The sequence below is a fragment of the Streptomyces sp. V4I8 genome (assembly GCF_041261225.1).
GTDB lineage: Bacteria > Actinomycetota > Actinomycetes > Streptomycetales > Streptomycetaceae > Streptomyces.
This window is the reverse complement of the sequence record NZ_JBGCCN010000001.1, coordinates 9,862,588-9,882,156: the sequence shown is the minus strand read 5'-3', so window position 1 is coordinate 9,882,156 and position 19,569 is coordinate 9,862,588. Positions and strand designations below refer to the sequence as shown.

The 19,569-nt window shown below is 68.8% G+C and carries 15 protein-coding genes and 1 pseudogene; 3 read left to right on the top strand and 13 right to left on the bottom strand.

The annotated features are described in order from the left end of the window. Nucleotides 1-545: 545 nt before the first annotated feature. Nucleotides 546-908, top strand: a pseudogene (locus tag ABIE67_RS44900) (deaminase); the annotation flags it as partial. 306 nt (nt 909-1,214) lie between these two features. Here the strand turns inward: ABIE67_RS44900 and ABIE67_RS44895 are convergent. The 3 genes from ABIE67_RS44895 to ABIE67_RS44885 form a co-directional block, all read right to left on the bottom strand. Then, entirely contained in the window at nt 1,215-2,093 is an 879-nt protein-coding gene (locus ABIE67_RS44895; protein WP_370267583.1) for a metallophosphoesterase, read from the bottom strand. Nucleotides 2,094-2,770: 677 nt separating this feature from the next. Then, nucleotides 2,771-3,265, bottom strand: coding sequence for a hypothetical protein (locus tag ABIE67_RS44890; protein ID WP_370267581.1), 495 nt, complete (start codon nt 3,263-3,265; stop codon nt 2,771-2,773). A gap of 793 nt (nt 3,266-4,058) precedes the next feature. After that, nucleotides 4,059-4,631: a cysteine hydrolase family protein gene (locus ABIE67_RS44885; protein ID WP_370267579.1), complete on the bottom strand. Its 573-nt coding sequence runs from the start codon at nt 4,629-4,631 to the stop codon at nt 4,059-4,061. A 294-nt stretch (nt 4,632-4,925) separates the two neighbouring features. Between ABIE67_RS44885 and katG the strand changes: the two genes are divergently transcribed. Further along, nucleotides 4,926-7,115 carry a catalase/peroxidase HPI gene (katG, locus tag ABIE67_RS44880; protein ID WP_370267576.1) on the top strand — a complete coding sequence of 730 codons (2,190 nt, stop codon included), beginning with the start codon at nt 4,926-4,928 and terminating at the stop codon, nt 7,113-7,115. A gap of 222 nt (nt 7,116-7,337) precedes the next feature. Here the strand turns inward: katG and ABIE67_RS44875 are convergent, their stop codons facing one another. From ABIE67_RS44875 to ABIE67_RS44830, 10 genes are all read right to left on the bottom strand, one after another. Beyond that, complete coding sequence (locus tag ABIE67_RS44875; protein WP_370267572.1) at nt 7,338-9,314, bottom strand: protein-arginine deiminase domain-containing protein; 1,977 nt, start codon at nt 9,312-9,314, stop codon at nt 7,338-7,340. 178 nt (nt 9,315-9,492) lie between these two features. Further along, a complete protein-coding gene (locus tag ABIE67_RS44870; RefSeq protein WP_370267569.1) occupies nt 9,493-10,350 on the bottom strand; it encodes a calcium-binding protein in 858 nt (285 codons plus the stop codon). Between the two features lie 402 nt (nt 10,351-10,752). After that, nucleotides 10,753-11,715, bottom strand: coding sequence for a phytoene/squalene synthase family protein (locus ABIE67_RS44865; protein ID WP_370267566.1), 963 nt, complete (start codon nt 11,713-11,715; stop codon nt 10,753-10,755). A gap of 333 nt (nt 11,716-12,048) precedes the next feature. Then, nucleotides 12,049-13,767: an acyl-CoA dehydrogenase family protein gene (locus ABIE67_RS44860; RefSeq protein WP_370267562.1), complete on the bottom strand. Its 1,719-nt coding sequence runs from the start codon at nt 13,765-13,767 to the stop codon at nt 12,049-12,051. Nucleotides 13,768-13,884: 117 nt separating this feature from the next. Beyond that, nucleotides 13,885-14,451, bottom strand: a complete 567-nt coding sequence (locus ABIE67_RS44855) for a PadR family transcriptional regulator (RefSeq protein ID WP_370267558.1) — start codon at nt 14,449-14,451, stop codon at nt 13,885-13,887. Between the two features lie 96 nt (nt 14,452-14,547). After that, a complete protein-coding gene (locus ABIE67_RS44850; RefSeq protein WP_370267556.1) occupies nt 14,548-15,054 on the bottom strand; it encodes a carboxypeptidase regulatory-like domain-containing protein in 507 nt (168 codons plus the stop codon). Between the two features lie 59 nt (nt 15,055-15,113). After that, entirely contained in the window at nt 15,114-15,374 is a 261-nt protein-coding gene (locus ABIE67_RS44845; protein WP_370267553.1) for a hypothetical protein, read from the bottom strand. After that, a complete protein-coding gene (locus tag ABIE67_RS44840; protein WP_370267551.1) occupies nt 15,371-15,928 on the bottom strand; it encodes a hypothetical protein in 558 nt (185 codons plus the stop codon). The genes ABIE67_RS44845 and ABIE67_RS44840 overlap by 4 nt, the downstream gene beginning before the upstream one ends. A gap of 58 nt (nt 15,929-15,986) precedes the next feature. Then, on the bottom strand, nt 15,987-16,466 hold the full coding sequence (locus ABIE67_RS44835; RefSeq protein ID WP_370267549.1) for a hypothetical protein: 480 nt from the start codon (nt 16,464-16,466) through the stop codon (nt 15,987-15,989). Next, nucleotides 16,460-18,025 (bottom strand): S8 family serine peptidase, encoded by a 1,566-nt coding sequence (locus ABIE67_RS44830; protein ID WP_370267547.1) that lies wholly within the window; start codon nt 18,023-18,025, stop codon nt 16,460-16,462. Before ABIE67_RS44830 ends, ABIE67_RS44835 begins: the two co-directional genes overlap by 7 nt. Before the next feature lie 131 nt (nt 18,026-18,156). On the opposite strand from ABIE67_RS44830, the gene ABIE67_RS44825 reads away from it, so the two are divergent. Next, complete coding sequence (locus ABIE67_RS44825; protein WP_370251787.1) at nt 18,157-19,554, top strand: IS1380 family transposase; 1,398 nt, start codon at nt 18,157-18,159, stop codon at nt 19,552-19,554. The last annotated feature ends 15 nt before the right edge of the window (nt 19,555-19,569 follow it).

The window sequence follows — 19,569 nt, the reverse complement described above, 5'->3', positions numbered from 1 at the left end:
GGCGTTGGACAGGGAGCCGGGTGGAGCGCGCGTGCGCGTCCGGATGAGCTGACGGCAGGCCGGGGCGCAGGAGATCGAGCGCGGTCGTCGACCCCGACACCCTGCTGGCCCGTTGGATCGCAGGGATCCACAAGTCGTTCTGAGCTCAGCTCGCGTCGAAGTCGCTCCTCGGCCCGGCCTATGGGCAGTCTCCCCGACATCCCCGTCCCTTGCGGTCTCACTGGAGTTCAACGTATTCAACGGCGATCTACTCAGCCCACCACACCCTTTGGTTTGTTCTTGATCCTGTTCACCGCGCCTTCCGTCCGGCCGGAGCTCCGGTGCACGATGAGTCCAGCCATCCGCGTCGAGGTTCTTCGAGCTGGGAACTGACAAACGGATCACCCCTGGAGCCGCGAAGCATGACTCCCCAACAGTTGGTCGGATTGGCCATCCAGGCCGCCGAGGAAGGCTTGGCTGCGGGCGAGCTGCCCATCGGCGCGGTGGTGGCCATGGGGAGTGAAATCGTTGGGCGGGCATAGACACAGGAACAGAAGCTCGACCGGCGGCTGGTCCACGCCGATCTGCTGGCAATGATCGATGCTGATCAGCGGTTGGGGTGGCGAGAGCGTTCCGACCCGCTGGTTCTTGCCGTAACTCTGGAACCGTGTCTGATGTGTCTCGGAGCCGCTATGGCGATGGGGGTCTCGGAGGTCTGGTACGGACTCGAATCCCCGAGCGATGGCGCAGCCAACGTCGGGGCCGTATGGCAACCGCTGCGGCCCGGGGAGGAGTTCACCCGAGTCCCGACCATCCCCGGCGGCATCCTTCGGCGGCAATGCCGAGATCAGTTCGAGCGCTATGCCGCCGTTGCGGAGGACCCAGGGATGCGGCGGTGGGCGTCGGAGCTCGCGAGCCTGCCGGACTAGTGTCGCGTGTGGAGGGCGTAGAAGTTGTGGATCACATCGCGGACCCATCGGAGGACGGGGAGGTGCTGGTGAACGCGCCTCTGCGATCCTCGCCTCGCTGATTCCCTGTGCGGGCAGCCGCATCATCTGAACCCACTGTCAGGTCACCAGCGACCCGGTACCCCGGCGAATGATCGGCAGCGGGCGCCCCCTTTCATCGTCGCCGGCTCCCCACACCCGCACTCGTTCAGCCATGAGTCCAGCACGGCCGGTGGCCGCCGCCCGGCCCCGTTGCCGGACGGCACGTCACACCCTGCACGACGCTTCTCAGTTCGGGCTCATCCGCGCCGGGCCGAGTTTCTCGATCACCTCGCGCATCTCCTGCTCATCGGCTTCGTAGACCGTCTCGCCCACGCGGGGATCACGGGCATGAAGGGTATGGATGAGCGGTCCGTGGGGCGTACCGAGCCGGACCAGGGAGGCCGAAGGGCCGTGCACGGCGCGCTCGGTGCCGGGCCGGGCGGTCAGGTCGATGCGGCTGACGATGCCGGGCGTGACCCAGACCGTCGCCTGTTCCAGGCGCCCCAGGATCTGAAGATGGAAGTGACCGCAGAGGATCAGCTGCACATCGGTTCCGCGGATCACCGCACCCAGTTCGTCGGCATCCTGCAGCCCGAGGGCCCGCTGCACCTCGACCTCCAACGCGACCGGCGGGTGGTGGAAGGCCAGGAGCGTGCCATGCGCCGCGGGGGTGGCCAAGACCTCACCCAGCCAGTCCAGCTGGCCCCGGCCGATCCTCCCGTAGCCCTTGCCCGGCACGAGGGAGTCAAGAGTGACCACCCGCCAGCCGCCGACCGTGCTCGCAGCGGCCCGCTCGCCCTCGGGCCCGTCATACACGGCGTCGGGGCGTGCGTGGCCACAGCCCAGCACCTCGCTGAACGCCGTCCGCTCATCGTGGTTCCCCGTCGCGTAGAACACCGACGCGCCCCGCTCCTCGGCGTAGCCGCCCACGAGCTCACGGGCCCGCGCGTAAGCCTCACGCGATCCATCGTCCGCCACGTCTCCCGTGACGACGAGTGCATCGAGATCGCGTAAATGGACCAGGTCCGCGAGCATCCGGCGAAGCGCCGCCGCGCCATCGGCCCCGTCGGCGTCCGGGCCGCCGACGCGATCGAGGTGTGTGTCGGACAGATGCAGAATCTTCATCCCGCCAACCTAACCGCACATCAGCTGCCACCAGCCTCACAAACCGAACGCAGACCCGGGCTCACACAGTGCTGGGGAGCGGGGGCCGACACACGATGTCGGCTCACGTAGTTCATGATCGTCGCACCGGGCGAGTGGGATCCGGTGTCGATGAACCGCGTCGCTGCCTCATCTTCAGCGAGACATTTCTTCGTGGCCAGTTGGCCGTCGCGCAGCGTGAGGCACAGCTGGGTTGTCTTATGCCGCAGCGCGGTGACCTCGTCGTCGTCCTTTCAGTACGACGTCTGGCCGCGGCCTGCTGGTGCCGGCTCGACCACGGGGCGCTGCGCACCGCGGACGTGGCCCTCGCGGTGACAGCGGCCGCCGCCCTGCTCGGACAGCTGCTGGTCACAGCGACCCGCACCGGCCCAGGCCTGACCGGCGTGGCCTCGACAGTGCCCAATGGTCCTCGCCGCACTGCTGGTCCCTCCGTCACCGAACCTTCCGCCCGGGGCGCGGCGTGCGCAGTCTGCCCGGCCGGCTGGAGCCCTACGCCACCACTGCACCCCCGCCCTCCCCCACCCCCACACAACACCCTGCCGCCGGTCCCCGACGGGCACGCCCCGGCCCCATCACGGCGGGCCGGGGCCAAGTGCCACACAGACGGGCTTGTCTCTGCCCTTGGTCCGCGTGGGGGGTCAGTGGTGACGATGATGCTTTTCGATCGCCCGGAAGCTGCCGACCAGTGCGAAAGGCACCACCAGCCCGTCGAAGACCGGCGTGCCGGCAATTGCACTACTGGAGTTCCGGGGCCCGACAGTCGCAATAGCGGCGCCGTTGTCGCAGGTAATCCCGGTGAAGAATTCGACGGTCCGGTCACTCTCGTTTCGGACGTTGAAGGAGACCGCAGGACTACTGATCACAGCGGTGCACACACCCGGCTCGGCCGAAAACGTCCGCTCGTTGACGTAGATCCGTCCCCGGTCCTCTCTCCGGTCGTTTCCACGATCCTCGTCCTGGTAGTTGTAGTTCGTCTGGCCGTCACCTCCCTGGGGGACAGAGGCAGCGGCCTCCCTCACCGACGGGACGAACTTGGGGGCGGAACTCGAAGCCGAAGCGTAGTTCACACTGGTTGCAGCAAGGACGGTGACGCCCACCGACAATGCGATCGCGACCACGGTACGCGTACGCACTCTGATTCTCCTTCTCACAGGAATTCTCCTCCATCTCCCAGCGATGTCAGCCGAGCCGGCCGGTTATGAATGAACATACTCATGCCTAATTCTGTCGCCACCTCAGAAATATTTGGCGGGCAGCAAAAGGGGCTGATCGGGCGTTCGAATGCCCGGGGTCACGTTGGTGATGGGCCATCAGAAAGCCTCAAGTGACAGCGACTTGACACCACCGTTGCGCCGCACGAGGGATCAGGCTGACACCCCATCACACTTCTGCGCGCATGTCGGCCCTTGACAACATCCCGCGCTACAGCTAGCGACCGCCCGGACCTGCAGGTTTGCCAGCGACTCCGGCGCCCGGAGGCGAGGAGGTGGGGGTGCTGCCTGACCGGCGGTGTCCGCCTCCTCCTCCCTCCCACCAGGCCGACGCACTGACCCAGAACCTCCGGAGCGCGAAGACATGGCGGTTCTGCGCAGCTCCGGCGGCCGCCACCGCAAGCCCCCCGGCCCGGACATCGCCGACGACGACGGTGAACGCCGGCCCACCTTGCCGCGTGCCGGTCTGGTCCGTCCCGTCCGGTTCGGCGCCGTGCTGCAGCGTCGCCGAGCTGGGCTCGAGTTTCGGGCGAGCGTCACCACCCGGCCTACCGTGGAGACGCGGCAGCACCAGGCCTACGAGTCGCTCGGCAACCCGCAGTCCGGTCGCTGCCGGGGCATCCCCGCGGGCGCCCCTACGAACGGCACAAGGCTGCGGATCGACGACTGCAACGGCTTCTGCACCCGGAAGTGGAACCTCCCCTCTTGGCAACCGCTATTGAGGTGCAGTCGTCTTGAGCCAGTCTTCGACGGTGACGACATCCGCCCACTGCGGGAACAGCCGCTCGATGAGGACCCGGTGCACCTCCGGGTCGGGGTCCAGGCAGGCGTCGGAGAGGACGGTGAGGCCGAAGTCGAGGTCGTTCGCCTGGCAGAGGGTGGACAGCACCACAGCGCTGGTGGCGATGCCGGTGAGCACGAGGCGGTCGATACCGCGCGCCCTCAGCACCACGTCGAGATCGCTGCCCGAGAACGCGCTCGCCCGCCTCTTGGTCACCACCACGTCGCCGGGCCGGGGCGCGACCTCGGGGTGGATCTCGGTGCCCGGGGCGCCTTCGACGAAGAGGCCGGCCTGCGCGATGGCAGCGAGTGCCCTGTTGCGCGTGCCGACCTCCGGGAAGCCGGGACGTAACGCGATGACGACGTAGATCACGGGCATGTTCGCCGCCCGGGCCCCGTCGATCGCCCTGCGTACGCGTGGCAGGTATCCGGAGTCGGCGTCGGCGTCCGCGTCGACGAGGTCCACGATGGCCCGTTGGACGTCCATCACGAGAAGGGCGCTGCTCATGTCGCCTCCGGGAACGAAGTCGGTTCGGCCGTGAAACGGGCCGGATTCTCCAGGTTCGGATCCTACGCAGCCTCGGGGACGGTGGTGAGGGGCCCGTTGCCGGGCCTGGGCTGGGTGGTCCGTTGCTCGCCCGCCGGCCCTGTTTTGCATTCCGCGGGGCCGGCAGACGTTTCCAGCGGGTGGGCGATGTGGCGGGCTCCGCGTGCGTGTCGAATTGCTCGGCACCAGCAATGCGAACAACGTCAGGAGCAGCAGCCAGCCGCAGGACCCACCAAGACAGGAAGAAGGACGGGCATGTCCGGCAGTGAAAGCGAGAACCCAGCAATCCCCTCCCCCACCCCGACGTCGACCCGCCCCAGGACGAACCGGGACTGGTGGCCGAATCAGCTGGATCTTCAGGTTCTCCACCAGCACTCATCCCGTTCCAATCCGATGGACGAGGACTTCGACTACGCGAAGGAGTTCGCGACCCTCGACGTCGACGCGCTGAAGCAGGACGTCTTCGACGTGATGACGGCGTCTCAGGACTGGTGGCCCGCCGACTACGGCCATTACGGGCCGCTCTTCATCCGGATGAGCTGGCACGCCGCGGGAACGTACCGGATCGCAGACGGCCGGGGCGGTGGCGGCAGCGGGGCGCAGCGCTTCGCCCCCCTCAACAGCTGGCCGGACAACGCGAGCCTCGACAAGGCACGCCGTTTGCTGTGGCCGGTCAAGCAGAAGTACGGCCGGAAAGTCTCCTGGGCCGATCTTCTGGTCTTCGCCGGAAACTGTGCCATGGAATCGATGGGGTTCAAGACGTTCGGGTTCGGTTTCGGGCGAGAGGACATCTGGGAACCGGAGGAGATCTTCTGGGGGCCCGAGGACACCTGGCTCGGGGATGAGCGCTACAGCGGCGACAGGGAACTCTCCGGTCCTTTCGGTGCCGTGCAGATGGGACTGATCTACGTCAATCCGGAGGGGCCCAACGGCAACCCGGATCCGGTGGCTGCCGCGAGGGACGTTCGCGAGACATTCGGACGCATGGCGATGAATGACGAGGAGACGGTCGCGCTCATCGTCGGCGGCCACACCTTCGGCAAATGTCATGGTGCGGTCGACCCCACGTACATCGGCCCGGAACCCGAGGCGGCCCTCATCGAGCAGCAAGGTCTCGGCTGGCGGAACACGTACGGCAGCGGGAAGGGCACCGACGCGCTCACCAGCGGCCTCGAGGGCGCATGGACCACTGAGCCGACCAGGTGGGACAACGGGTACCTGGACAACCTGTTCCGATACGACTGGGAGCTGACGACGAGCCCTGCCGGTGCGAAGCAGTGGACTCCCACGGATCCCTCGGCCAAGGGCACCGTGCCTGATGCCCACGACCCGTCGAAGAGGCACGCTCCGATGATGCTGACGACGGATCTCGCGCTGAAGGTGGATCCGGTCTACGGGCCGATCGTGAAGCGCTTCCACGAGAACCCGGACGAGCTGGCGGTGGCGTTCGCCAAGGCGTGGTACAAGCTGCTGCACCGTGACATGGGCCCGCTCTCTCGCTACCTCGGCCCGTGGATTCCCGAGCCCCAGCTGTGGCAGGACCCCGTCCCCCCGGTCGATCACCCACTGGTCACGGAGGAGGACATCGCCGCTCTCAAGAGCAGGATCCTCGCCGCGGGCCCGTCCATCTCCCAGCTGGTCACCACCGCGTGGGCGTCGGCGGCGAGCTTCCGCGGCACCGACAAGCGCGGCGGGGCGAACGGGGCGCGGATCCGGCTCGCACCGCAGAGGGACTGGGAGGTCAATGCCGTACCCGAGGTGGCGGAGGTGTTGCAGGCGCTCGACCAGATCCGGCAGGACTTCAACCGCTCACAGACCGGCGGGACGAAGGTTTCGCTCGCTGACCTGATCGTCCTGGGCGGGTGCGCGGCCGTCGAGCAGGCCGCGAAGCGCGCCGGGCACGACATCACCGTCCCGTTCGCACCGGGGCGCACGGACGCCTCTCAGGAACAGACCGACGTGCAGTCGTTCGCCGTGCTCGAACCCAAGGCAGACGCGTTCCGCAACTACCTCCGGTCGGGAGAGAAGTTGTCGCCCGAGACCCTCCTGCTGGACCGCGCCAACCTGCTGACCCTGACCGCGCCCGAGATGACGGTTCTCACCGGTGGCATGCGCGCCCTGAACACCGGCTTCAAGGGGTCCCCACACGGCGTCTTCACCCACCGGCCGGAGGAGCTGACCAACGACTTCTTCGTCAACCTGCTCGACATGAGCACGGAGTGGAAGGCGTCGACCTCGGATGAGAACGTGTTCGAAGGCCGGGATCGCGACACGGGCGAGGTCAGGTGGACTGCCACCGCCGTTGACCTCGTCTTCGGTTCGCACTCCCAGCTCCGAGCCGTCTCGGAGGTGTACGCGGCCCGCGACGCGGGAGAGAAGTTCGTGCGTGACTTCGTGGCCGCGTGGGACAAGGTGATGAACCTCGACCGGTTCGACCTTTCCTGAGCCCGATGTCCCGGTCGGCCGCTCGTCGCCCGACCGGGACCCCGGATCCGGTGGGCTCACGGGGAGTCAGTCGTCCCGCGGCCGAGCGGCACCAAGCCCCGTCAGCCGCTGGGCAGGCCGACGGGGTGTCTCCGGCTGTGTCACCCGGGCCCGCGAGGGAGCGGTTGCGGGTGACACGGTCCGGAGGGCCCCGGGAGTACGTCGTGTCCGAGGCTCCAAGTGCTACGGCGTCGTCGGTCCTGCGGGCTGCTGCCACCATGCGGCGGAGGCATCACGCAGGGTGTTGGTGCCGCAGTGCACCTCCCCCATGCCGAGGTGGTACGTGTACCAGTCGTCGATGTACGACACTTTCAGACCCGCCCGCACGTAGGCCGCAGTGGCGGCCTGGGTGAAGATGTCCTTGCCGCCTATGACGGGCCCCCATTGGCGGGGAGCAAGGTAACGGTCGCGGCTGAGGAGGATGCCGTTGACCGCGCCGGGCACGTACGCGCTCGTCGCGACGGCCGCCCGGGTGGCCGCGGCGGAGTCGTTTCCGTTCCCGGCCAGCCACCGCTGCTGGCCATGCTCCTTCAGCCCGTCCAGCAGGGACGCGCTGCCACCCATGCGTGTGAGTCGCGGCACGGGGACCGTCTCCCCACCCTCCCCGTGGGCCATCGAGCCGCGAGTGTAGAGGGCCGGCACGCGCACGATCTCGTCGTCGGTCACGCCGGTCTCACGTTTGAGGGTCGCCAGGTTGGCCGCGATCCGCTGGGCCGCCATGGTGTTGTCGGCCACCAGATGTCGAGAGGCGAGGGCCTGGTCGATGGTCTCCTGCAGCGGTGGGGAGCCCCCGAGGCCCGGGACGGAGAACAACTTGGTGGCGCCATGACCCGCGCGCTGGGCGTCGCGCAGCAGTCGCAGCCCTGCTTCGGGGTCGGCAACGCCGATGCGCCAGCCGCGTGGGGTGGCGGCCGGCAGAAACTGCACGAACTCGTCGACGTGCCCCACTTCCAGCCAGGAGGTGTCCAGGAGCAAGGGGTCCTGCAGTCCCTGGGACTTCAGCAGGGTGCGCATCGTCGCCGAGGGCCGTTTGCCGCTGTCCTTGCGCCACCCCATGATGATCCGTCCGGCCGGGAAGGAACGGCCGCCCAGGGCGTACGGCGGGATGGTCTCCAGGTTCCCCATGGAGTTGAGCGACCAGTCCGGCGGTGCCGACCTGTCGAAGGCCTGCACGACTCCGATGTCCCGTCCTCGGACCTTCTCGAACAGCTCGCGACCGGCCTCACGGTCCGGCTGCGCGGAGCGCAGCATCACACGGATCACCCGCCGGCGCCCGTCCGTTCCGGTCATGCTGACGTAAGCCGGCTCGACGAAGTCCTGCGCCCAGGAGTCCCCGTACTTGCTGAACGTCACGAGCGGCCGGGTGATGCCTGCTTTCTCCACTTCGCTCTTGAGATCGGTGACGAACTTGCCCTGCAGCCCGCTCCAATCCTCGTCGGGGCCCAGCTTGGTGACCATCACCTGCTGGGTCCGCTGCAGATGGTGGTGGGTGAGGAGTGGAGCGACGCGCAGGGTGACCGAGTCGGAGGTGGTCCGGTCGCCCGCCGCCACGGTCAGGCGGATGACCGTCCTGCCGTCCCACTTCCGAGTGTCCCGGATCACGTCCGTGGCCTCGACCCCGAACTCCACGCCGGAGCGCAACTCAGCGGCCGACAAGCTGGTCTGCGGCGTGATCACGACCCAGTTGCCCGCGCGTTTGAGGTAGACGCGGGTGTACTTGGCTCCCGTGACGACCTTGACGCTGCCCTTGGCGCCCGCCGGCAGGCCCCGTATCGGCACCGAGCGAATACGGGCAAGGTCGGCGGCGTCAGCCGACCCGTTGACCCGGGTGTCGGAGGCGTCGTTGCACGCGGCCAGCTTGGCGTCGGACAGCGGTCTTCCGCCTGGTCCGGTGACCGGGCAGCGCTTGGTGTCATCGTCGATGTTGGGCAGGTGGACCGCTCCGCGGCCCAAGGACCAGGTGTCCTCACCAGCCGTGTCGGTGCCTCCGGTGACATCAACGCGCCCGTCGCGGTTCACGTCCGCACGGAGATCGGCCCGTGCGGCCGGGGCCGCCGCCGAGGCGGGTGAGGGCGGCGCGGCCAGGACGGTTCCGACCGCGGCGAGCACGAGGGCCAGGGGCCCAGCAGGGTTCGTCCGTATACGTCGTTGTGAACGCACGGCGCGTTCCTCCTCAGTTGGGGGGTGTGCACCGTGCAAGAGGTAAGCGAGCGGCTGTGCGTTCACTGTGCTGACGGAAGGTCATACCGAGGTCTGACGGGCCGCATCCAAGATCGGCACCGGGCAGCCGTGGCGGGAGCAGCCGTAGCAATCACCCGGCTTCGTAGTGCCGGCCGGATCAGGGTCGTACGTCGACGTAGTCGCCCGTTGCCTTGGCCGGGCCGGTGGTGGCGGTGCCGGTGAAGTCCCAACGCCAGTAGCCGTCCTTGACCGCCTTGACTGTGGTGCGCAGGGTGCCGGTGTTGCTGGTGGCCACCGTGGCCACCGTGGTGTAGGTGCCGCTGTCCTTGGGACGGAACTGCAGTTTCACGGCTTGGCCCGCGTATCCCGCATACCGGTAGGTGTCCCAGTTGGCCCGCACGAGCTTGCCGGTGACCGTGATACGAGCGCCCTTCGCCACCGGTTCCGGTGCGGCGTCGACCGTGAGCCGCGCGGCACGCTTGAGGCCGAACGACCGCACGCCGGGGGCAAAGACAGAATCGCCGGTGTGAGTGTCGACCAAGGCGTCGACCGACCATGTTCCCGCGTTGGCGTTGGCCAGGTCCACCGGGTCGTCGCTGCCCGGGGCCGGGTGGGCGTTGACGGTGAACACCGTCGTGCATGCCGTCGCGGTCTCGCAGAACGTGTCGGTGGTGTAGAAGCCGCCGTGCGGCACCTTCAGATCCACATCAGCGAAATACAGGCCGGAGTCATCCCATCCGGTGATCGTGACAGGGAACATCACGTCGTGCGTGATGCCCACTATGACGTCACGTCCGGAGTTGACGGTGGCACCACTGACCACCGGACCGCTGGGCGTTGCATCGGCCGAGGAGCCCACCCCCGCCAGCAGAACAGCGACGGCCCCCACCACGACACCGCGGCTCGTCGCGCGACCGACGAACGTGCGCCGCAGGGCGCGTGGGGTGGCGATGGGCGGGCCGATGTCGCGCCCGCCGCTTTGTCCGTCGCCAAGTGGCATGGCCAGGCGTCTCATGCATCCTCCCAGGGATGACCAGACCGGGCTGCCAACCACAGCACTGTCAAAGTCAGTTGGTGGCGAGCACGGGAGACGGATACGTGTCGCTTCTACGACTACCGAACCGGCCCGATCGTTGCCCCCCCCGGCCGTGACAAAACGGTGCTCGCGGCGTCAGAGCCTTGGGATGGAGTCTGCGTACCCAGGGCTGCCGCGTGGCTGCGCGGGCGCGGAACTCCCGACGCGGCTCGGTGGCCTGCAGGAGCGGGCCCGCCAGTTCAGGCCGGGCCCACTGCCACGGGTCCTGGATCGAGTTGTAGGGCTGGCGTGTGTCCACACCGAGCAGACCGACGCCCTGTGCGAGTTCACGAGTGACTTCGTCCGACCGATGCTGTCCGCTGGCTCACGGCATGGCACCGGTCAGGACACCGCCGGTCGCCCCCATCGACGTTGCCGGCTTCGCGCAGCGCGGTACTCGCGCGCCAGAACGCGAAGGGTGGACGCGGTCGGCGGGCGCGTCCCACCGTGAAGGAGAGAGCCCCCCTTGCGTCGTACGGCCTGGAGCTGGAGCTCTTGCACGGAGATCAGGGCCCGGAGAAACGGTCGGTAGGGTGCCTCGGCCAGGTCCGGCAGTCCCCGACACTCACTGAGCGCGGCCTCGGCGAGGCCGGTCTGCGCGTTGACGAGCCGTCCCAGAGCGGGAACGCAGGCGTCCGACTTGGTGCGAAGGTCCTCCAAAGTCAGCCCGTGCCTGGCAAGGTCCTCGCGCGGGATGCCGATGCGGCCCTGCACGGCGTCTTCGCACAGGTCGGCCAGAAAGTCGGCCCGCTGCCATGCCTCGATCAGCGCGCGGCATCCCTGACGGAACGGCCCGTCCACACCTGCCTGCGGCGTCGGCGCGATCAGCGACGCGGTGAGCATCAGGGCGGGCAGGGAGTAGCTGTCGATGTAGGCCTGGTAGTCGGCCTCCGTGTCGAAGCCGGTCCAGTTGGCCTCGACGGGCGCCCCGGCCAGGAAGTCGTGCACGCGTGCAGCCAGGTGTGGGTGCCGGCATACCGTGTCGGCGAGGGCCTGGAGCAGGGCGGGCTCAGTCGTCCCTGGGCCGGGAACGGAGTCGAGAGCCGCCCTCACCTCGCGGTCCCACGAGCTCAGTGCGTCCTTTCGGACGTCGGGGTCCCCGACGTCGATCCGCTCGTCGGTTTCGTGCATGAAGGCGACCACGGCGACGACGGGTGGGTGCAGCCGCGCGGGGAGCAGCAGGCGGGCGGCGACGTACTGGTGCAGGGCGAACTCGCGCACCATGCTTCGCTGGGCGTCGTACGCTCGCCGCAGCCTCGCGTCAGTGATGCCGGCCTCGGCCAGGGCGGCGGACCATCGGGGCACTGCTCTCCTTCGGTGGACGTGCCCGGCACGGGCATGAGGGCCGGCGGTCCGGGAGGACGCGGGCTGTTTGCAGCAGGCGTGCGGGCGGGTGAGGGTTCGCGGAGGTTGCCGCGTGGGGGACGACGTCCATGTAGTACGAACACGTCCGCGCGACGGAAGTAGTCCGGGGCCGGGGCATGCGGCGCGGCTCCCACGCGCAGGTACGCCCCAGGCGGCAGGTGCAGGACGGCGAGCGTCAGTCCTTGGGGACAGGTGCGGGGCCTTGCCGGATGTGGGTCGGCAAAGCCCCGCTGTGCCTCTCCGTCTACGGGGTGCTCAGGCGTGGGCTCGCTGTCACGGCGCCATCTCGTATGCCCCGGCCAGTGCCTCCACACGCTCCCAGACGCGCCCCGAGCGCGCTTCGTCGACGACGGGACGCCGGACCGCACCGAGCGCCCAGCGCTGCTGATCCGCGGTGGCGGAGTCCTTGCCGTGCAGTTCGACGGCGAAGGCGGAGAAGTCGCGGACGAGGACGGAGAACAGCTCGTCGAGCACGTCCTCGTCAAGGTCCGTCAGACGGGCCTGCTCCAGGATCAGCTGGCCGTGCACCACCAGCGCGAACAGCTGGCCGACGGCGAGCAGAAGATCGAGGTCGCGGCTCTGCTCCTCGTCGGGGGCCGCGGTGGCGACGAACTCGCACAGGGCGTCGGCCTGCTCCCGGAAGCGGGCGACGTTCGGCACGCCGGCGTATGCGCCGTAGGCGGGGCGCCAGTCGTGGAAGCGCACGGAGCCCAGGCCGCGGGCCGGTCCCTGCTCGAACAGGAACGTGTCGTCGGCCGCGTCGAGGCGGGTCGGTACGGCCGTGAACTCGGCCGGGTTCAGGAGGTGGTTGCGCATGAACTTGAGGATCAGCGCGAGGTTGACGTGGACCGTGCCCTCGAGCTTGGGCAGCCCCCGGATCTCGACGGCGGCCTGGGCGAAGTAGGTGTCCTTCTCGAAGCCCTTGGCGGCGATCACGTCCCACATCAGGTCGATGACCTTCTCGCCCTCCGTGGTCACCTTCATCTTCGTCATCGGGTTGAAGAGCAGGTAGCGGCGGTCGTCCGGCGAGGCGGAGCGGAAGTAGTCGACGGCGCGGTCGCTGAACAGCTTCATGCCGACGAGGCGGACGTACGCGTCGGCCAGTTCGCGGCGCACGTGCGGGAAGGCGGTGACGGGACGGCCGTACAGGATGCGGTTGTGCGCGTGGGTGACCGCCTCGTACATCGCGTGCTCGCAGATGCCGATCGAGGCGGTGCAGAGGTTGAACTTGCCGACGTTGACGGTGTTGAGGGCGGCGTCGAAGGCGGCGCGGCCCGTGTGCAGGACGTCCTCCGGGCCCACCGGGTAGTTCGCGAGGCGGAACTCGCTCACGTACTTCGAGGAGTCGACGACGTTCTTCACGAGGTGGTAGGCCGGGTGGCGGCTGTCGGCGGCGAAGAAGACGTAGCCGTCGGGGCCCTCGATGTCGGTGCGTCGGCCGAAGACGGAGACGAGCCCGGCGGCGTTGCCGTTGCCGATGTAGTACTTGGAGCCCTCCGCCGTGAAGCCGCCGTTGCCGTCCGGCGTCAGCAGCATGTCGGTGGAGTAGATGTCGGCACCATGGGTCTTCTCGGAGAGGCCGAAGGCGAACACTTCGCCCTGGGCGAGGAGTTCCGCCGCGCGGGCGCGAGCCGCCGTGTTGTCGCTCTGCCAGACCGGGCCGAGACCGAGGATGGTCACCTGCCATGCGTACCAGTAGTCGAGACCGTAGAACCCGAAGATCTCGTTGAGGGCGGCGATCCGGGCCGTGTCCCAGCGCTGGTCCTTGTGTCCGGCGGCGCTCGCCGGGGTGAGGAAGGTGGCGAACAGCCCCTCCTTGGCCGCGAAGGCGAGGAAATCGGCCAGCCAGGCGCGGGACCGGTAGTCCTCGATGAGCCTGCGCTTGCCGCGGCCCTCGAACCAGTCGACGGTGGCGCGCAGCAACCTGCGGGTCTCGGGGTCGAACTGCGCGGGGTCGTAGGTGCGCGGGTTGAAGAGGAGGGGGTCGGCCATGGAGGTCCGCCTTCCGAGGGTTGAGGGTGCAGGGTGCGGGTGGTGAAGGGGGTGGGCTGGTGGTGTACGTGGTGCAGGACTGAGGGTCGCGGAGCGCGGGCCGCGGTGGCCGGCAGTTCAGGCTTGCGGGTGTGGCGTGCCGAGCCGGCGGAGGGTGGCGAGTACGTCATCGAGCCAGGCGATGGTCATCCGCTCGTATGCGATGCCGCCGCGCAGCACGACATGCTGCAGCTCCTGACCGGCGTCGAGGGGGGTGGGGGCCGCCGGGCCGGTGAAGTCGCGCAGCTCCCCCGCGAGATAGTGGGCGAGCCGGTCGCGGTGCACCTGGCGGTGCCGTTCGACCTCGTGGATCAACACGGACGGGTCGTCGAAGGCCGCGCCGCGGATCTTCACAGCGAGCTCGTGCCGGATGCCCTCGGGTTGGATCGGTTCGTGCAGCCACTGAGAGAGGGCGGCGCGGCCGGGTCCTACGACGGAGTACTCCCTCTTGTCCGGTCGGCTCTGCTGCGGCATCTCACGGACGGCGAGCAGGCCATCGCTCTCCATGCGCTTGAGAACGCGGTAGATCTGCTGGTGTGTGGCGGTCCAGAAGTACCCGATGGACCGTTCGAACCGCCGGGCCAGCTCATAGCCGGAGCCCGGCTTCTCCAGCAGGGAGACGAGGATCGCGTGCTCGAGCGCCATGCCCCGATCCTTCTATGCAACTCGTTGCATAGCCAAGGGGTGCTGCCCAGGTGAGACAGGGCTCACGCGGGGCGGCGCTCTGCGCCCCCGGGGTCGTCAGGCTGGAGCCGCGCTCGATGAGTCACTGGGCGAGGCGTGTTCCATGAAATACCGGAGAAGGGTCTGTTGGACTTCCTGAAGCACTTGGCTGTTCTGTTTGATCTGACTCAGGCGGGCGACTGCCGAGGAGGCGTAGCCGTCTTCCGCGTCCGCCTCCCTGTCCGCGTCGCCCGACGCCGCGGCGAGAAGGAAACCGCCGAGGACGTCCACGCCTGTCGTCGTATCGGGGAACTGGCCGGCGGGCACCAGGTAGCGGTCGAGGGGAGCGTCGTCGCCGGCGATCACGTTGGCGACCAGTGAGGGCTGCCAACTCCGTGCGTTGGTGAGCGTGCGATGAGTGTCGAACCGTACGGTCACTGGTTCACCGGCGGGAACTTCCACACTGTAGTAGCCGTCGTTGTCGGTGTAGGCGTGGTCGATGAGCGTCAGGTCGGGCCGGTAGACGCTCACCTTGATCATGAAAATGGGCTCGTTGCCGGTGACGGTTCGCACATGCCCGTACATGATTGTCTCCTCTGCGAGCTGTTTCGCGGGCGTTGATCGGCGCGGCCGGGCCGCCGTCCTCAGCTCCGCCCGGCCCCCGCCAAGGCGGTGAGGACGCGTCGGGTCTTGTTCTCCGGGTGCTCGGAGAGCGACACCCCTCGCTGCCGCACGGCGTCCTCCAGCTTTCGCTGCTTGCGCTCGGCCCGCGCGGCGAACTCCTCTGCGGCTTCGTCGTCCTTGGGCTTCACCCTGATCGAGGCCTCCAGGAATTCCAGACCGGCGACCGACCACACCTCCAGGTCCACGTCCAGGTCGTCGAGGGAAACGTCGTCGACCTTCATCGAGAGGATCGGCCCCAGCGCCACCAGCCCGTCGATTCTGACGGCGGGCGCGCAGGCATGCAGGAACTGGTCCTGCACCGCGTCGATCGGCGCACCCGGATCAGCCCCGGGCTGCACCCCCCGCCCGACAGCGCCCCCGGCGGGTGACCGTGCGCCAGGGAGGCGGCCAGCACACGGCGGTTCCCTGACCAGTCCTCCTCGATCTTGTACGTGAACGCCTCCGCGTCGAACCGGGCGGAAAACCGGCCGACCAGCTGCTCGCGGGTGCACGGACGCAACTTGACGGTCAGGTCGTCCGCAGCACCACCGATCCGGAACCGTACGATCACGCCGCCGTCCAGCAACAGCACCCGACCGTCGGCGACGCCATCCCGGTCCTCGGCGAACCAGATCCGACGCGTCACCATCGCGCCGCGCGAGCCGCGGAGTGCGGTCAGAGCCGCCGGAACGTCACTCTCGATGTTCACCTTGACTTCGACCGGCAACAGGTTCATCGCACCGCTCCTGCACGTTTCCTGATGGGTCTCGCGGCCGTCCCGCCCGGGGCCGCGCACGGCCCCTCGCCGCCGTCCGCGGCCTCCGCCAACAGCCGGCGGGGCAGCCGGCAGCCGGTCAGGAAATGCGCCACGCGACGGCGTAGGGCTGCGGGAAGCGGGTGATGCGGTGGGCGCGGACGATGACCGTGACGTCTCCGACGGGGATGTCGTCCCACTGGACCTGTTCGACGTTGTTGGCGCGGTCGAACCCGGCGGACGTGCCCATGTTTCCGTGGCGCTCACGGCCGTCGGTGGTCTGGACGACGAGGTCGAGGTCGTTCTGCAGGGCCGCGCCGGGAGGGTCCGTCCAGACCAGCGTGACCTTGAGCGTCGGCTCCGGACCGCCGTCCCGCTCCGGGATCCGTATGCGCAGCAGCTCCTGTTCGCCCTGGTCCAGCGGGCCGCCCTCCTTGAAGCCCGCACGCTCGTCGTCTCCGGGAAGGACCACCGAGTGGGAGAGGTCGACGCGGCCGAAGCCGGAGCTGTTGTTGGGCGACGGGCCCGCCTCCGACGGGGTGTACTGTCCCGGGAGTTCGACCGCGCCGTTGATCAGCATGGCTTTGATGAGCGCGGCGCTCGGCCGGGGGTGCCGTTGTTCACCAGGGTCTCGCGCAGGACCGCCACGCAGCCGGCGACCAGGGGCGTGGCCATGCTGGTGCCGCTCAGGAAGTGGAACTTCGGGTCCGCGGAGGCGCCGAAGGGGTCCCCGGGCACGCTCGCCGCGGCGCGTGACAGCGCGGAGAGGATCGAGGTGCCCGGGCCGACGACGTCCGGCTTTCTGCGGCCTTCCCGGGTCGGACCGCGGTTGCTGAAGGCGGCCATTCCGTCCGGGTTGTCCGCCTGACGGTCGTCGCGGAGCGGGTTGACGGGGAAGTCCCGGGCCCAGAGCCGGCCGTAGGTGGAGCCGATGTCCGGGCGGTCGCTCTCGCTGGCCCCGATGGTGATGCAGTTCTTGGCCGCACCTTCCGATCCGACGTCCCCCAGGTTGACGCTCCCGTCACGGTCCCGGTCGTTGCCGTCGTTGCCCGCCGCGAAGCAGATCACGAGGTCCTGGTTGTTCCAGACCATGTCGTCGATCTCGAACGCGCTTCTGTCGTACGGCAGCCCCGGCTCGATCGAGCCCCAGGAGTTGGTGTGCACGCGCGCGCCGTCGTTGTCGTAGGGAGGTGCGAAGAGGTCGCGCAGATCCACGGGGATTCCGCCGAGACTGCCGCGACGGTCGATGAGCGACTGCAGCACCAGGGTGGCCCTGGGCGCGGTGCCCTGGACGGCTCCGCCCATCGCGGCGGACGTGCCGTTGCCGAGCACGGAGCCCGCGACGTGGGTGCCGTGCCCGTCGGGGTCGTCCGCACGGGTGGGTCGGCCGAGGGCGTACAGGCGGGCGACGCGGCCCGTGAACGCGCTGTGCACATCCGTGGTGGAGCCCAGGTCGAAGCCCGTGTCGGCCACCGCCACGACCTGCCCCTCTCCCTGCTGCGGGCTGCCGTCCACGAGCACGTCCGCGTGCAGGATCGGCCGTGCGACGCTGTTGTACAGACTCCGCTCGGGGACTGCTTCGACCTGCCGCACCTCGTCCAAGGCCGTGAGCGCGGCCAGGGACTCCTCCGGCACCTCCACACGCAGTTTGTCGCGGGCCGGACGCAGGTCGTCGGGACTGATACCGGCCGCCGCGGCGATCCGCTGCCGCACCTCGTGCGAGGCCGGGTCGACATCGTCGTGAAGGACGACATCGACGGTGCGCGTCCCTGGAGCCAGAGCGTCGGCGGGTGCCCGCAGGACCGAGATGTCCGGACGCAGCCCCGCCCCGCGCAGCGAAGGAGCGATCTTGAAACCTTCGAGATACACGTCCGCCCAGCTCACGAAGGGCAGTTCGCGGACCGCGTCCAGGTCGGACGGCTGGTAGCCGCACAGATACGTGTTCTCCGGCACGTACTCGTGGATCACCGCACCCAGCCGCGCCAGTTGTGCCTTCTCCTCTGCGGAGAGCACGTGCTCGGTCTGGACGAGCAGATAGTTGGACCGGGAGGCGTCCTCGGCGATCAGGGATGCGTCGGCCAGCTCGTCTCTCTGGGCCAGCGGGTCGACGGTCACCCCGTTGATGGTGATGCGCGCCATGCTTGCCTCACGAATTCATGGCGCCCGGTGTCGCAGTGACAGTCGGTCACATCATGAAGGAAGGGTGCTTCCGACCTGCGATGATTCAGCTTCTCTAGGACTGGATCACGTGCAGGGGAGGCACCCTTCCGGTGTCGAAGCGTACAGAGTGGGCCGATGATCTGTCGCTGTCCGCAAGCGGGAAGAAGCTGGTGGGCAAGGCGGGCATCGTGCCGGTGCGGCGTCTGGCGGACAAGGTCGGGCTGACCGACGCGCTCGGGGCTGCCCTGGTGCGGCGGGGCTTCCGTCCCGTCCATGATCGGGGAACGGTCCTGGTCTCGGCGGCCTGCGCGGTCCTGCTGGGCGCGCGGTCGATGGCCGGGATCGATGTGATGCGCCAGACCTCGCTGGTCCTGGGCAGCCCGGCCTCGGCGTCCACGCTGTGGCGGACCCTGGAGGCGATCGGACCGGTCCAGCTGACGAAGATCGCCTCCGCACGGGCCCGGACCCGTATCCACGTCCACCAGCAGCTCGACCTGCGCCCGGGCGGCTTTCCCTGGATCAAGGTCAACGGGCGGGAGCTGACCGGTGTCACGGTGCTGGACCTGGACGCCTCAGTCGTCCCGGCGCATTCCGGCAAGGAGGGAGCCGAGCCCAACTTCAAGGGATATGGCCACCACCCGCTGTTGATGTTCTGCGACAACACCGAAGAACTCCTGGTCAACCGGCTGCGGCCGGGATCGGCGGGATCCAACACCGCCGATGACCACATCTCGGTGAGTATCGAGGGCCTGCGTCAGCTGCCCACCCGCCGTCGGCGCCGGGTCCTGTTCCGCACCGACGGCGCCGGAGCCACGATGGAGTTCCTCACCTGGATCACCTCCGGCGGCGGCAACGCGGCCAACCGCTGGGAGTACTCCGTCGGCCACACCCGCGACGACGACTTCTGGAAGGCCCTGGCCAAGGTCCCGGCCACCGCGTGGACGCCGGCCCTGGACCACAAGGGCCAGCCGCGCAAGGACGCCGACCTCGTCGAGATCACCGACATGCTCGACCTGACCGGCTGGCCGGAAGGGATGCGGGTGATCGTTCGCCGCGAACCCATCCACCCCAAGTACGAGCGCGAGCTCAAGCCGTACGAGAAGAAGACCGACTACCGCTACCAGGCCATCGCCACCAACACCACCGGCGGGCAACTGCAGTTCCTCGACGCCCGAGCCCGCTCCCACACCCACGTCGAGGCCGGCATCCGACGCGGCAAGGCCCTCTCCCTCAACCTGATGCCCTCCCGCTACTTCAAGGTCAACCAAGCCTGGTGCACCCTCCTCGCCCTGGCCACCGACCTCGCCCGCTGGTTCCAACTCCTGGCCACCGAAGGCAAACTCGCCCGGGCCGAGCCCGCCACTCTGCGCACCCGACTCCTGGACGTCCCCGCGAAACTCGCCGACCACGCCCGAAGACGCGAGCTGAAATTCGACCCCGCCTGGCCCGCATCCACCGACATCGTCGACGCCTGGGGCGCCGTCCAGGCCCTGCCCGCCCCCGGCTGACTGCCACCCCACCGA

Excerpts from the sequence above, each read along its gene's own strand:
- ABIE67_RS44860 (WP_370267562.1), bottom strand. The coding sequence starts at position 13,767 with ATGGCCGACCCCCTCCTCTTCAACCCGCGCACCTACGACCCCGCGCAG.
- ABIE67_RS44850 (WP_370267556.1), bottom strand. The coding sequence starts at position 15,054 with ATGTACGGGCATGTGCGAACCGTCACCGGCAACGAGCCCATTTTCATG.
- ABIE67_RS44835 (WP_370267549.1), bottom strand. The coding sequence starts at position 16,466 with ATGCTGATCAACGGCGCGGTCGAACTCCCGGGACAGTACACCCCGTCG.
- ABIE67_RS44845 (WP_370267553.1), bottom strand. The coding sequence starts at position 15,374 with ATGAAGGTCGACGACGTTTCCCTCGACGACCTGGACGTGGACCTGGAG.
- katG (WP_370267576.1), top strand. The coding sequence starts at position 4,926 with ATGTCCGGCAGTGAAAGCGAGAACCCAGCAATCCCCTCCCCCACCCCG.
- ABIE67_RS44830 (WP_370267547.1), bottom strand. The coding sequence starts at position 18,025 with ATGGCGCGCATCACCATCAACGGGGTGACCGTCGACCCGCTGGCCCAG.
- ABIE67_RS44870 (WP_370267569.1), bottom strand. The coding sequence starts at position 10,350 with ATGAGACGCCTGGCCATGCCACTTGGCGACGGACAAAGCGGCGGGCGC.
- ABIE67_RS44895 (WP_370267583.1), bottom strand. The coding sequence starts at position 2,093 with ATGAAGATTCTGCATCTGTCCGACACACACCTCGATCGCGTCGGCGGC.
- ABIE67_RS44885 (WP_370267579.1), bottom strand. The coding sequence starts at position 4,631 with ATGAGCAGCGCCCTTCTCGTGATGGACGTCCAACGGGCCATCGTGGAC.
- ABIE67_RS44855 (WP_370267558.1), bottom strand. The coding sequence starts at position 14,451 with ATGGCGCTCGAGCACGCGATCCTCGTCTCCCTGCTGGAGAAGCCGGGC.